The 14,606-nt window shown below is 52.7% G+C and carries 11 protein-coding genes and 1 pseudogene; 9 read left to right on the top strand and 3 right to left on the bottom strand.

Annotation, left to right across the window (positions count from 1 at the left end):
* Positions 1-12 precede the first annotated feature (12 nt).
* From HII30_RS20335 to HII30_RS20325, 3 genes are read left to right on the top strand one after another with little or no spacing between them, the layout of a single operon-like run.
* Complete coding sequence (locus HII30_RS20335) at positions 13-1,302, top strand: MFS transporter (protein ID WP_169506875.1); 1,290 nt, start codon at positions 13-15, stop codon at positions 1,300-1,302.
* Positions 1,303-1,331: 29 nt separating this feature from the next.
* Positions 1,332-2,033 (top strand): oxidoreductase, encoded by a 702-nt coding sequence (locus HII30_RS20330; protein ID WP_169506874.1) that lies wholly within the window; start codon positions 1,332-1,334, stop codon positions 2,031-2,033.
* Entirely contained in the window at positions 2,034-2,411 is a 378-nt protein-coding gene (locus HII30_RS20325; protein WP_169506873.1) for a RidA family protein, read from the top strand. It abuts the gene before it with no gap.
* 62 nt (positions 2,412-2,473) lie between these two features.
* Here the strand turns inward: HII30_RS20325 and HII30_RS20320 are convergent, their stop codons facing one another.
* The 3 genes from HII30_RS20320 to HII30_RS20310 form a co-directional block, all read right to left on the bottom strand.
* The gene (locus HII30_RS20320; RefSeq protein ID WP_169506872.1) at positions 2,474-3,241 is read right to left on the bottom strand and encodes a tryptophan-rich sensory protein; all 768 of its coding nucleotides are present in this window, start codon (positions 3,239-3,241) and stop codon (positions 2,474-2,476) included.
* A 76-nt stretch (positions 3,242-3,317) separates the two neighbouring features.
* A complete protein-coding gene (locus tag HII30_RS20315) occupies positions 3,318-4,934 on the bottom strand; it encodes a response regulator (protein ID WP_169506871.1) in 1,617 nt (538 codons plus the stop codon).
* Positions 4,935-4,937: 3 nt separating this feature from the next.
* Positions 4,938-6,722 (bottom strand): cache domain-containing sensor histidine kinase, encoded by a 1,785-nt coding sequence (locus HII30_RS20310; RefSeq protein WP_169506870.1) that lies wholly within the window; start codon positions 6,720-6,722, stop codon positions 4,938-4,940.
* A 143-nt stretch (positions 6,723-6,865) separates the two neighbouring features.
* Between HII30_RS20310 and HII30_RS20305 the strand changes: the two genes are divergently transcribed.
* The 6 genes and pseudogenes from HII30_RS20305 to HII30_RS20285 all read left to right on the top strand — a co-directional run.
* Positions 6,866-7,747, top strand: a complete 882-nt coding sequence (locus tag HII30_RS20305; protein ID WP_169506869.1) for a carbohydrate ABC transporter permease — start codon at positions 6,866-6,868, stop codon at positions 7,745-7,747.
* Positions 7,747-8,583, top strand: coding sequence for a carbohydrate ABC transporter permease (locus HII30_RS20300; RefSeq protein ID WP_169506868.1), 837 nt, complete (start codon positions 7,747-7,749; stop codon positions 8,581-8,583). Before HII30_RS20305 ends, HII30_RS20300 begins: the two co-directional genes overlap by 1 nt.
* A gap of 150 nt (positions 8,584-8,733) precedes the next feature.
* Positions 8,734-10,023, top strand: coding sequence for an ABC transporter substrate-binding protein (locus HII30_RS20295; RefSeq protein WP_169506867.1), 1,290 nt, complete (start codon positions 8,734-8,736; stop codon positions 10,021-10,023).
* 98 nt (positions 10,024-10,121) lie between these two features.
* Positions 10,122-10,256, top strand: a complete 135-nt coding sequence (locus HII30_RS21890; RefSeq protein WP_281363500.1) for a hypothetical protein — start codon at positions 10,122-10,124, stop codon at positions 10,254-10,256.
* 759 nt (positions 10,257-11,015) lie between these two features.
* Entirely contained in the window at positions 11,016-14,138 is a 3,123-nt protein-coding gene (locus HII30_RS20290) for a DEAD/DEAH box helicase (RefSeq protein WP_169506866.1), read from the top strand.
* Positions 14,139-14,211: 73 nt separating this feature from the next.
* Positions 14,212-14,606 (top strand): annotated as a pseudogene (locus tag HII30_RS20285) (hypothetical protein); the annotation flags it as partial.

Genomic DNA, 14,606 nt, shown 5'->3' with positions numbered 1-14,606 from the left:
TATCCCAGCCATTTGAAGTCATCGAAGGAGTGTATCATCATCAAGGCGGTAAGAGTTGCACCTAAGCCTCAGCGGCTGGTGTCCAGCCAGCGCAAACATCTTTTGACCGCGACCTGGGAAGGTGTCCCGGCAGTCATTTATCAGACCCTGTTGGGGGGACCCTTTTTAACAGGTTACCTGCTGTATTTGGGTGCGGAAGCTGCCATGATCGGGTTTGTGCTCGCTGTCACAACATTTTTTAACGTTCTGCAGATTTTGACAGCTTTCCTGGTGCAGCGGCTCCGCTACCGCAAGAAGGCGATGTTGATTTCCACTCTGCTAAACCGGGTGCTCTGGGGAGCAACGGGTCTGATTCCGTTCCTGTTTGACCGGGAATGGTGGATTCCGGTCTTCCTGACCCTTTATTCAGCTGCATTTATTGCAGGTACGGTATCAGGTATGCTGTGGACTTCGGTGATCAGCGATATGGTCCCTGCAAAGGTTCGCGGACGCTATTTTGGAATCCGCAATACGATACTGAATGCTCTGGGCGCTCTGGTACTGTTTCTCGGAGGGACAATGCTGGACTGGTATCCTGGCGGCAAAGGGTTTCTGATTCTGTTTATCATAGCCTGGGTAGCGATTGCTGCCAATATGACCTTGTTCCTGTTCTACCCGGATCCGCCGTTTGAACGTTCCACAGAAACCCGGTTCCTGCCCATGGTGCGCAAGCCGCTCTCAGATACTCCGTTTATCCGTTCGACATTATTTCTCGGCGCTTGGCTGTTTCTTCAGACCCTGGTCGTTCCGCTCTTTTCCTACGCGATGCTGGATGTACTGAATATTACATATTCGGTCGTCTCCATGATGACCGTCGCGCAGACAGCGGTTATGATGATCGGATTTTATGTATGGGGTAATCTGAATGCCAGATACAGCAACCGGACGCTGCTGTTCTGGACACTTCCGCTGATTGCCTCCTCCTGTGTGGCATGGGGCCTACTCTCGGTACTGCCTGTGATTCCAGTACTGCTGCTGTCACACATGCTGCTTGGAGCCGGTGTAGGCGGATTTAATCAGCTGGCCTTTAATTTTATGATCGGTGATACGCCCAAAGGGGATCGTCCGATGTTCATTGCCATGTATTCCGCCATTACGGGCATGGCTGCATTTCTCGGCCCAATGATCGGCGGCCAGGTATTCAAGCTGCTGCTGGATGCTCCGGTCTGGATGCAGCACTATGGATTTCAGCTTCTGGTCGGACTGCTGATGCTGCTGACCGCATGGACGCTGGGAAGAAAAGTACTGCTTGCTGCTTCCTAATGAAGCTTACGGATAAGGGGGAACTTTTGATGGGAGTAACTTGTCTTGTCATGGGCGCAACAGGTCTTGTTGGGCACGAGGTGACCCGCGGGCTGCTGAACAGCCCGGAGGTAGAAGAAGTCCGCATCCTGGTCCGGCGTCCGCCGGATTTCAAGCATCCGAAGCTGAAGGTGGTTGCCGTGGATTGGGACAAGCTTTCTGTTCACCGGGAAGCTTTTCATGGGGTAGATCGTGTGTTCAGCTGTCTGGGAACGACCATTAAGAAAGCTGGATCCAAGGATGAGTTTCGCAAGGTGGATCAGCATTATGTGCTCGCTGGTGCTCATTTGGCTCTGGAAGCGCAGGTTCCTCAGTTTCTGGCTGTAAGCAGCGTCGGTGCTGATCCCCATGCCAAAGCTTTTTACAGCCGGGTCAAAGGTGAAGTAGAAGAGGAGCTGTCTTCCTTGGGATTCAAGGGCATGCACCTGTTCCGTCCCTCGTTACTGCTGGGAGAGCGAAAGGAGCGGCGGTTCGGCGAAGATATCGCCTCAGTCGTGATGAAGGGGCTGGATTTTGCTTTTCGGGGTAAGCTGGCTCCCTACCGGGCGGTTCCTGCTTCCACAGTAGCCCGGGCGATGATCAAGATCGCCATCAGCAGCCCCGGCGGCATTCATATATACCCGAACGAAGTGATTCATGTCTTGGGGAAATCAGGGGATGACATAATTCCATCAAAAGGAGATGTACATTAAATGAACAAAAAAATCATCAGCACGACAAAGGCGCCTGGAGCAATCGGCCCTTACAGCCAGGCCGTGGAAGCCGGAGGTTTTCTGTATACTTCAGGCCAGCTTGGCTTGAATCCGGAAACCGGCGAATTTGCAGAGGGCGTTACAGAGCAAACCCGGTTTTCGCTGAATAATGTGAAGGCTATTCTGGAAGAGGCTGGACTTACCCTGGATCAGGTTGTGAAAACGACCGTTTTTCTCAAGGACATGAATGATTTTGCCGCGGTGAATGAAGTGTACGGCAGTTTCTTCTCCGAACCATACCCGGCACGCAGTGCCGTAGAAGTGGCTCGCCTGCCAAAAGACGGTCTGGTTGAAATCGAAGTCATCGCAATCAAGTAACATAATCAAGAAAAAACTGCCCTGGCCTCAGCATCTGCTGTAGAACAGGGCAGTTTTTTAGGTTAGTACCGGTAACTGTGCTGTCTTCGTTTAAAGATCATCAGCCATAGGGCATACAGGAATACCAGCGCTCCCAGCACAAAGGCGGTCAGCATGATGGTTCCCTCATCCCGGTGCTCCACCGCGATGGCGATATAGGCCCAGACAAACACAAGCGGAAGAATTCCGTCACGAGGCGGATAGCTGATAGCAACCGCAAGGATCACGCCGATGCACAGAAGGGCAATGCTCCAGCCCAGCTCCGATAGACCAAGCGGGGACCAGCCGTTCTTGTAGATGACAATGCCGACGTTTACCAGAAATGCGGCACTCACCCAGCCCAGATAGATACTGAAGGGAAGCTTGACCAGCCAGCGTTCACCGGGGCTTGGAGAAGAGATGCCTCTGGTCTTTCGGTACAGCACAAAGATGGAAGCCAGAAGCAGCAGCATGGCGAATACGGACCATTCGATGTAGAGATAGTGCCAGAGAAAGAGCCAGGCCATATTGAAAATACATGATAGAATAAACCAGATGCCGGTGGCGCGTACGGAATCCCGGGAACTGGTATCTCTGCGCAGCTGGTAAATAACGAATCCGGCCAGCAGGACATAAATGAGTGACCAGATGGAGAACGCATAGCCGGCTGGCGTGATATAAATGTAAAACTGATCGGAGATATCTCCGGTGTTTCTGCCGCCGAGCGGCAGTGCATTGGACAAAATATTGATGGTAATCACGGCAGCGAACGCAGCAGCGTTCCACCAGCGATAGGGATGCTTATGATACATTACGCTTCCTCCTCCTTCTATATTGATTTTACCCAAAATCATCCCCATAACACGATAAATTTAACCGAAGGGTTAATTATGTAGACTGTGCCTTTCGATATTCATTAGGCGTCTGGCCCTCCAGTTTTTTAAATACTTTACTGAAGTATTTCTCATCTTGATACCCGACCATTTCTGCTACACTTGCAATCCGCAGGGAAGGATTCAGCAGCAGCATCTTGGCTTTCCCGATGCGGAGCTGGCCCAGAAAATCAGACAGCGTCATCCCGAATTCCTGCTTGAATTTGCGGGAGATATACTCGCGGCTCAGAAAAAAACGGGACGCAATATCCTGAAGAGAAACTTCTTCCGAATACGCGTGCTCCAGATACCGGGCGATATCATGAATGATATGATTTTCTCTGGAATGGCTCTGGGTCAGAACTCGTGAGGCAGCTCCAAGCCGTCCGGTGAGCTGGAACCTCCAGTCTTCCCATGAGAGGAGACCGTCACGATCCAGCGGCAGGATAACAGGGAAATCGAGGTTGATCTCATCATCCTCCAGTGGTACATACTCGTGGGACTCACCCGGTTCAGCCCAGTGCTGCTGCATCCAGTCCCATTCCGAATTCCACCTGATGAGCATCTCCGGTGTCAGCCATGCATGCTGCCGCACTTCCTGCAGCCATTCATCGGCCGCGGCCTCATATTTGCTTGGACTGCCGCTCAGTGCAGCCATGCGAAATTTCTCCTCATAGGAAGCAAGCCGGGGCGCGCGGCTTGTCCCGCTCTCTCCGCATCGTTCTGAATGAATCAAGCCATTCTTCTGCAGCAAATTCCGGTGCAGGAGACGCTGCTCTGCATTCAACAAGGAGCGGGGAAGGTCATCTGGAAAGACTTCAGCCTGAGCTGTGCCAAAATGGGCCTGACGGCGCAGGGTTGTATACATTCCTTCATTTATACGCTCCAGAATGGAATGAAAGGTGTCAGGCGCTCCCCAGTACAGGATCACCACCAGCCCGGGCTTATCCATATGCCGGAAGGCTGTACCTTTATCCTTTACCAGTTCCATGCAAATATTAATCAAAGTGAAAATGAGCAGTGCACGGCGGCTGCGGAATTTCATTAAAAGCTCCGAATCGAAATGAATATCCGAGATGACCGCCAGGCAGCAGGTTCTGATTTCCGGCGGCAGCTGAAGCTGCTGGCCAAATTGTTTCAGAAGCCCCTGCTGCCCGCTTCCGATCATCGTAAGATCGGTAAGGAGACGGTCCAGAAACAAGGGTTTCATCTGATTCATTTCAATGAGCTTTGTAGTGAGGCTCAGTCTTTGATCCTCCTCTTTGCGCCACGCTTCGACCGCTTTACCCAGGGCTTCATCAAGAGCCTCAGGCACCACAGGCTTCAAAATATAATCAAGACCTCCGCTGCGGATCGTGTGACGGACAAGATCGAAATCGTCATAGCCGCTGATCACGATTACCTTGATCTCGGGCATGCTGGCATGGAGCCAGGTCAGCAGTTCAGCACCATCCTTGCGCGGCATACGCATATCCGTGAGCACAATCTGCGGCGGTGTCTGCTGAATCGCAAGTACCGCTTCCTCTCCGTCTGCCGCCTCCATTACCTCTGTAATACCATGCTTCTCCCAATCAGCCAGCAAACGGATGGCATCCCGAACATGCTTTTCATCATCCACGATTAATACTCGCATTGATTATCCACCCCTTACGTTAAATTCAAGGGTGACAGCAACACCCTGTGGTTCGAGATTTCTGATGCTCAGCTCTGCGGTAGGGTCGCTGTATAAAATAAGGCGAAGCAGCACATTTTGAAGTCCGATGGAGGAAAGAGGCTCTCCTTCCGATACCTCGCCGCGGGATGCTCTGGCATCATCCAGTATGTCTTGAATACGCTCCAGCTCTTTCGGATCCACAGAGGATCCGTTATTGGACAACTGCACCTTCAGTCTTCCCGGGCCTGCCATTCCTGCGGAAATGGACAGAGAGGCCAAGCCGCTTGCGGAATCTTTCCCATGTTTAAAATAGTTTTCCGCCACTGGCTGCAGGATCATCTTCGGTACCGGGACGCTCAGGACGTCCGGATCAATATTCCATACGACTTCCAGTCGGTCGCCAAAACGCTCCTGCTGCAGATCCATATACTTCTCCAGATGCCCGATCTCATCTTTTAACGTAACCATATATTCCCCGTTCCGCATGTTGTACCTCATCAGTCCAGCTAGAGAAGAGAGGAGAGCATAGATGCGGGGCACCTTGTGCTGAAGTGCCAGTGTTCCAATCGACTGCAGGGCATTATACAAAAAATGCGGATCGATCTGGGCCTGGAGTGCCTTGAGCTGGTTCGTTTTGTTGGCAAGCTCAAGCCGGTACTCCCGGAGAATCAGGTTGTTGATCGTATCCATCATCTGTCTGAATCGCCGGGCCAGCGTTCCGATCTCATCAGGACTGTTCACATCCACTTCTACATTCAGCTTGCCGGACTGCACCTCGTTCATGTAACTGGCCAGCTGCTGGATCGGCCGCGTAATTCGGATCGAAATCCACAAGGTGCCGAAGATGACGATCAGCAGTGTCACAAAAGCAATGACAGCCTGAATGCTTGTCAGCTTTGTAGACTGCTTGTACAGGGACTGATGGGGAATCTGTTTCACCAGTGTCCACCCGGCAAAAGGCAGCTCCAGCTTGTCATAAATACTTACAGCTTGTTCTCCGTCATAATATCCGTTCAGGTTCCCCGTTATTTCCCTCAGCAGTTTTTTATCTCCAAATTCCCGTCCAATGTCTTCTTCATTCACGCTGTACAGCACCTTTCCTGTCTCGTCCAGGAGATAAAATAATTCCTCTTCCGGTGCGAATAGCGGCTCACAAATCGTAATGATCGTATCCAGCTTTAAATCAATAGCCAGCAGAGCCAGCTGCTTGTCGGACGGAACATTGGTGATGGCACGGTAGAACGTAATGACATGCTGCTCGGAAAGATCCGCAGGGCGGGGCGGGAAGCCATAGCTGTGACTGGGATGGACCGGACCGAGTGCGACCTGTCCCTGGCTAAAATGCTCCGGCTTCTCGTAAGGCTCGGTGCGAAATTCACGGCGGGGTACACTGCTTGTGATCTGGGTCGACTGTCCGGTCAAATGATTATGCATATAGATCTGAAAAATATCCGGATTCGTATTCATAACGGACTGCAGCGTAGTGTAAAGTTCGGCAACCACCCGATAATTGTCTGGACTGAGCATCAGGTTGCTCAGAAAATGAGGGTCGGAGTATACCGACAAGGATGAGCGGTTCACATTATCCAGATAGTTGATGAGATTGGTCTTCCCCTGGTAGATCAGACGCACATTCTCTTCGACGGTTTGATCCCGCACGGATTCCCGTGTGTACATATGCGTAATCATAAGTGACAGCAGCAGGGGGATCGTCGTCGCGGCAAGCATGAACTGGATCAGGCGGGAACGGATGCTTCTGGTTTTCATAGGTCACCTCGGATAAGAGCACAGGCAGCGGACTGGTCAATATATTACACCTAATGGTTCATCATTCTCCGTGTTTATGGCCTGTTGGCTGCCCCATAATAAATGGAAGACATGAACTTTACTACAGAAAGAGGGAGATCCGGATGAATCGGACAAAAGCATCCAGGCTGCTTCAGCAGCTCATATTTGTGGGACCTTCCACTCTATTTTTTGCACTTATCATGATCATTCCATTCCTGCTCGGTTTATATTACTCCTTCACGAACTGGAATGGAGTATCAAGTCAGGTCCAGTGGGTTGGATTGGACAATTTTATAACCATATTCACCAATGACACCAAGTTTCGTGACGCCTTCTGGTTTACGACCCGGTTTACGGTGCTTGGCGTACTGCTGACCAATGTACTGGGGTTTTTCCTGGCTTATCTGCTCACCAAGCCGCTCAAAACGCGGAATGTGCTGCGGACACTGTTTTTTATGCCGAACGTTATCGGCGGTTTGCTGCTGGGCTTTATCTGGCAGTTTATCTTTGTCAAAAGCTTTGCGGCGATCGGCGATCTGACAAATTTGGCCTTTTTCAATCTTCCCTGGCTGGGGACAAAAGGGACCGCTTTCTGGGCGATTGTGATCGTATTCGTCTGGCAGACGGCGGGTTACCTGATGGTCATTTACATCTCATCCCTCAATAATGTGCCCAAGGATATTCTGGAAGCTGCTGAAATTGACGGGGCCAGCCGGGGCCAGATCCTGCGGAGCATCATTATTCCGCTGGTCATGCCTGCCGTGACGGTCTGTCTGTTCCTGGCGATCTCCTGGTCTTTCAAAATGTTCGATCTGAATCTGTCGCTGACCAAAGGTGGTCCGTTCGGTTCTACGGAATCCGTGGCCATGAACATCTACTATGAAGCCTTTACGAACAACCGGCTCGGATTAGGTACAGCCAAGGCCGTGATCTTCTTCGTGGTCGTTGCGATCATCACAAGTCTTCAGGTTCGCTTTACGAAACGGAAGGAGGTTGAAGCCTGATGGATACCGTTAGAAAATACCGTGCAGGCACCTTTGTAACAGAAATCATCATGATCATTGCAGCGCTCATCTTTCTGATTCCGTTCTATTTCCTGTTCGTGAACTCGGTAAAGACGTTTGGCGACCTGCTCCGGGATTCCGCCGCATGGCCGTCTGCGATGGAGTGGGGAAATTACGCCCGGGCGTGGACAACCATTAACTTCACGGCCGCGTTCTGGAACTCGGTGATCGTAACGGTGGCCAGCAATCTGCTGCTGGCGCTCATCAGTTCGATGACTGCATACCAGCTGGTGCGGCGGGACAGCCGCTTCAACCGGCTGTTGTTCGCCTTGTTTGTGGCTGCGATGGTTATTCCGTTTCAGTCGATCATGATTCCATTGGTGAAAGTAACGGCAGCGATCGGGCTTACGAACAGTCTGCCGGGACTCATTGTCTGTTATCTCGGATTCGGGGTACCGCTCAGTGTATTTCTGTTCCACGGCTTTACCAAGTCCATTCCGCTGGAAATTGAGGAGGCCGCAACTGTAGATGGCTCAAGTCCATATGGCGTATTCTTCCGCATTGTGTTTCCGCTGATGAAGCCGATGTTCGTAACGGTCATTATTCTAAATACGCTGTGGATCTGGAATGACTACCTGCTGCCGTCCCTGATCCTGTCCTCTGAACATCTGCGGACGATTCCGATTGCGACATTCGCGCTGTTCGGACAGTATACCAAACAGTGGGATCTGGCGCTGCCCGCGCTTGTGCTGGGCATCCTGCCTATTATTCTGTTCTTCCTGCTGATGCAGAAATACATTATTGAAGGCATCACATCAGGAGCAGTCAAGGGATAGTGAATGATGCGGCGGTGTTCAAGATGGTCAATTCCATCCACCTTTTATATCAATATCATACCTGATATAACGATTTAAGGTTATTTATACTGATAAAGTAAACGATAATCTACAGGGGCTAACCAGATCAACCCAAGGGAGGAACAACCCATGAAAAAGAAATACGGAACACTCGCGCTTGTCATGGTTCTCGCATTGTCCGCACTGCTGGCCGGCTGCGGAGGCAGCAAAGAGAGCGGAGGGACAGCGGGCAGTGGTGGTGAAGGCACCAAGACGCTGAAAATTTTTCAGTTTAAAGTAGAAATTGCCGAGGCATTAAATCAGATGAAAGCGGAATATGAGAAGGAACATCCAGGCATCAAGCTGGATATCCAGACGGTTGGCGGAGGATCTGACTATGCATCCGCGCTGAAAGCGAAATTTGCGTCCGGGGATGAGCCTGACCTGTTTAATGTCAGCGGTTACAGAGACCTGGACACCTGGTTTGAGAAAGTCGAGGATTTGTCGGACCAACCATGGGTAGATGATGTGGTAGACGTTGCAAAAGAACCGATGACCAAGGATGGCAAGCTGTATGGCCAGCCGATGGCGATCGAAGGCTACGGGATTATTTACAATAAGAACCTGTTCCAGCAGGCGGGAATCACAGAGCTTCCGACAACGCTGAGTGAGCTGGAAGCTGCAGCCCGGCAGCTGCAGGAAGCAGGCATCACGCCGTTTGTGAACGGGTACCAGGAGAACTGGATTTTGGCCAACCATCTGCTGAATATCGGCTTTGCCCATCAGGAGGACCCGGACGGCTTTGTGAAGAGCCTGAATGAGGGAAAGGGCACAATTAAAGGCAATGGCGTCATGGACGAGTGGATCAACCTGTTTGATCTGACGATGAAATACGGACAGAAAAATCCGCTGACCACGGATTACAATACGGAAATCACGACATTTGCAACCGGTGAAGCTGCGATGACCCAGAACGGCAACTGGACTCAAGTACAGATCGACGGCATTAATCCGGAACTGAACATCGGCCTGCTTCCGATGCCGATCAACGACAATGCAGAACAGAATGACAAGCTCCCGGTCGGGGTGCCGAACAACTGGGTCGTGAACAAAAACTCCGGCATGAAGGACGAAGCGAAGGAATTTTTGAACTGGCTGGTGACGTCCGAAACCGGGAAGAAATATATCACGGAAGACTTCAAGTTCATCCCGGCCTTCAAAAGTATTGAAGCCAACAGCGAGCTGCTGGGTGATCTCGGTACTGATGTGATGAAATACAGTCAGGACGGCAAAGCGTTGTCCTGGGAATTCAACAAATTCCCGGACGGCGGTATGAATGAGTTCGGCAGCATCATGCAGGGGTATGTGGCAGGCAATGTGAACAAAGACCAGCTGTTTGAGGCGCTGGACCAGGCATGGGCTGATTTGAAGGCGAAGTAACTTTTACAGGCGAAGTAACGTGGAAGGGTGTTTCCGGTCCAATGGACGGGGAACATCCTTTTTTGCTGCAGCGGGGCAGGTGGGGGCTCTGATTAGGGATGCGTGCTAGCGAGCGGGCAGCAAGTGGCAGGTGGCAGGCAGCAGGTGGGTGGCATTGGGGTGACGTGCAGGAGAGATGGCCGGTGGCAGATGCAGGAGAGATGGTCGTTGACGTGAAGGTGAGATGCCAATGAGAGATGAGGTGATGAGATACGGGTGAAGCATCCGATGGAAACCCGGCGACATGCAGGTGAAAGACCTGGTGAGATATCCGGTGATAGATGTGGTGCCACGCTAGTGAGATGCCCGTTGACATGCACGTGACGTGTGGGATGCTCGGTGAGATAGGGGTGATGTATGGGGTAAACAAGTGAGATACGGGTGTGACATATGGGTGACGTGTCCAGGGATAAACCAGGTGGTACAACATGTTATTTGCAGATGATATCAGGTGATATCCCAATGACGTACGTGGACAAATGCAAAATGACATTCGGCTGAGATCCCAGGTGACATCCCCGGTAACGGATCCGCTGACATTCCCCTGCCCAGATTAAGGTTGTTTTTCAAGCTTATTTCTTATGAAAAAGAAGTATTTTCCTCAATAAGCTTGGTTTCCAATCTTATTATTTCAATTCTCGGCCATTTCTTGTATGCAGGGAGACTTTCGGCTATTTTAAGACTGATTTTCAGTCTTAATTGCCGCTTGGCGGGAAAAATGAGAGAAATAAGCTTGAAATTCAGGCTTATTTCCAGTGCCTCTTCTCGCAATATGGATTGAACCGTCTCTCAAACCTGTGCAGCCACGCTGCATTCATAGAATGAATTGTGCCTGCAGCAGCCTCATTGGCAGCGATGTGAAACATGAAAGTTAGATCCGGTTTTGAAAAACACCGGCAATGGTTTAAAATAGGAATAATATCTGTAAAGCAGGAAAAAGACAGGAGACAACGATGAATCAACCGCTGTATGGCGTATGGCTAGGAGATGCATTCTTTTGTTTTTCAGGCGAAATGTCAGAACCCCGAGTGGACGCCTGGAGAAGAACAGTGAAAAAAATACAGTTCCCGGATGGAACACGCCCCTTCGGCAGCGCCGTCCTGCGGCTTGCGGAAATGCGATTTCCGTCTCCCCTGGCAGGGACAGAAGGCGGACGACGGAGTGAGCGGAAGAGCCTGGGCGGCAGAACGATGGAAGGGTTGGCCCTGCAGCCGCTTGATGCCTTTGTGTTTCTGCTGGCTTTGGACACGGAGTTTTATAAGCGTCAAGGTCTTGTGCCAGGGGAAGAGATGGCATTCTGGTGTAAAGCCGCACGATTTGCGCTGGATCTGCTTCTTCGTGGGCGGATCGCTCCAGGTACGGCCGAGGTACCGCTGGCCGGAAGGCGCCGCAGCGCTTCGATGCATGTTTTGAAGGCCGTGTGGAAGCCGCAGCTGATCGGTGAAGACAGTGAGCGCTTCCTGCAGCTGGCTTCCAGCATGCCGCCGATCGGGATCGGCGTTCCCGCGGCATTTGCGGGTCAGGAACCGGGGAGCAAAGAGGAAGCGGGCGCCGTGATCTTATATTCTTTTTTATCCGCTTTAATCGATGCAGAGGTCAGGGAAGCCGTCAGGTCTTCCAGCAGCAAGCTCTCCCGCTATTTGAGAGACTACCGGCGGGGAAGATCCCCGCTCAGTGAGCTGTGGTGGAACAGCCTCCTGACCGTCAGCAGGGATATTCCAATCCAGGGTGTGGCGGACGAGATCGAGGAACTGGCGCACGAGGTGGAGGAGACAGGTCTTACCGCACAGCCTTTCTCAGAAGGCGAAGAAATGCCTTCCGAGCAGGGAACCATCGTCCTTGGTTTAAGGCTGGAGCCTCCGCTGGCTGAAGGACAGGATCAGTGGCGCATTTCGTTCTGGGCGGGCAGCCGCGAGGACGAGGGACTGCTGGTCACAGCACGCAGCATTTGGCAGTATGAGGAGCAGGATCAGCTGATTCGCGGCCGGCTTTATAACTCTATCCAGGAACAGCTGCTTATGGAGTTGGGGCGGGCCTCGGATATTTCGGCTGAAGTCTCGGATGGGTTGACTGGCCCGGCTCCGGAAGCATTTGTGCTGCCGCTGGAGAGATTGAGAACCTTTATGAAGGAATCGGTTCCGAAACTGACGCGGGCAGGCATCAAGGTGCAGATGCCGTCAAGATGGAGCCGGGAAGGCAAACGCAGGGTCGGCCTGTCGCTGAAAATGACGACAGATTCCGGCAGCGGCGAACAGCCGTTTCCGGTTCTGGGCATGCAGCATCTGGTTACATTCGAGGTGTCTGCAGCCGTAGGGGGCCGTCAGCTGACACGTCATGAGCTGATGGCACTGGCTGAGGCCAATATGCCTTATGTCGAGTTCCGAGGTGAATGGATTGAGGTAGACCTTAAAGAGATCAACCAGGTCCTGCGTTTTATGAAGCGTCATGAACAGGGTGAGATGGAACTGGCTGAATGGATGCATCTTACGGCAGATATGGACGATGAACGCATGTGGAAGGGGCTCTTTATTGAAGAAGTGGAGAGCACGGGGCTGCTGTCCTCCCTGCTTGAGGGAGAAGGTCCTCGTACACTGCCGGCACGTCCGGTACCTGATGCGCTTCAGGGCCAGCTTCGTCCGTATCAGGTCAAGGGCTATCAGTGGCTCAGTGTGATGCGTGATCTCGGTTTCGGTGTCTGTCTGGCCGATGATATGGGCCTTGGTAAGACCGTGCAGGTCATTACCTGCCTGCTGGACCGGCCGGAGAATGGGATGCCTGGAGCAAAGGGGCCATTACAGCAAAGATCCCCTGTGCTGATTGTTTGTCCGACGTCTCTTTTGGGCAACTGGCACCGGGAGCTGCAGCGTTTTGCTCCGGATCTGTCCATCTACATGCACCACGGGACGCGGCGGCTTCGGGGAGAGCTTTTTCAGGAAGAGGCTCTTAAATACGATATTGTCCTCACCACATATCACCTCGCTGGACGGGATGGACCGGATCTGTCTGCTGTGCAGTGGTCGAGCGTGATTCTGGATGAGGCCCAGTATATTAAAAATTATCGGACCAAGCAGGCGCAAAGTGTTATGAAGCTGTCCGCGCCGCACAGGGTGGCCATGACCGGTACGCCGGTGGAGAACCGTCTGGCAGAGCTGTGGTCGATCTTTCACTTTTTGAACCCGGGTTACTTGGGAACATTTCATGCTTTTCGCCAGCGTTATGTGCTGGGGGAAGGCCAGCAGGAGCGGCTGCGGGAGCTGCATGCTCTTGTTTCACCGTTTATGCTGCGGCGTTTGAAGAGTGACCCGGACATCCAGAAGGATCTTCCGGAGAAGCTGGAACTGAAATCATACTGTCGGCTTACAGAAGTCCAGGGAGCGCTGTACCAGGCGATTGTGGATCAAATGGTGGGCCAGCTCGGGAACAGCTCCGGGATGGCACGTAAAGGCCTGGTCCTGTCCTCCTTGACCAAGCTGAAGCAAATTTGCGACCATCCGCTGCTGTTTCAGGGGGATGAGAGCCGGCCGCTCCGCAGTGAAGTTTCCGGTAAAATGGAGCGGCTGCTCGAGATTTTGGACAGTATTGCGGATGTGGGCGAGTCAGCCCTGATTTTTACGCAGTATGTGGGCATGGGCAGTCTGCTGGTGAAGATGCTGGAGAAACGTTATGGTCAGGCACCGCCTTTCCTGCACGGCGGCGTGCCGAAGAAGGAACGAGATGATATGATCCGTGATTTTCAGGAGGGCGAAGGAACGCGTTTCTTCGTGCTTTCGCTCAAAGCGGGCGGCGTCGGCCTGAACTTGACCCGGGCCAACCATGTGATTCACTATGACCGCTGGTGGAACCCTGCGGTGGAGAATCAGGCGACAGACCGGGCATTCCGGATTGGGCAGCACAAAAATGTGCAGGTGCACAAGCTGATCTGCCAGGGAACGCTGGAAGAACGGATTGACGAGCTGATTGAACAAAAGAAATCCTTGTCCGAGCAGGTTGTCGGCTCCGGGGAAACCTGGCTGACGGAAATGTCCGATGGGGAGCTGAAGCAGTTAATTGAGCTGCAGAGCCAGGATTGGATGTAAGCTCAGGGATAGATGTGAAATATCGTAAAGTGGCTGAAGCTAGCACGATTTCTGCTGGAAGGAGTGTAAGGGGATGGAGAACGGAAAGGATGCCGCAGGCCGGGTATCCATGCATGTAACGCCCGGAGAATTACGCGTCAAGCTTGCGGGTGAACCGGACCATGAGGCTGTATTCATGGCGCCGGTCCTGTCGCCCGCCGAGCGGGACGGCGTGCTGCGCCGCCTCGGCGGCGACCCGCAGGCGCTGTACCGCCTGCTGCAGGGCCGTCCAGCCCCATGGCTGGACGAAGCGGTCCCTTCACCCGTACCGGGTGAAGGATCGGCCGCGCGCTGCTCCTGCGGGCGCGCAGCCTGCAGCCATGCCGCCGCTGCGCTGGAAGCCGCGCAGCAGCGGCTTGCGGCGGAGCCGCTCCAGCGGCTGGCGCTGCTGGGCCTGCCGCGGGAGGCGCTGCTGGCCGGCGTCTTCGG

Source organism: Paenibacillus lemnae, assembly GCF_012933385.1.
Lineage (GTDB): Bacteria > Bacillota > Bacilli > Paenibacillales > Paenibacillaceae > Paenibacillus_AQ > Paenibacillus_AQ lemnae.
This window is presented reverse-complemented; position numbering and strand designations above follow the sequence as displayed.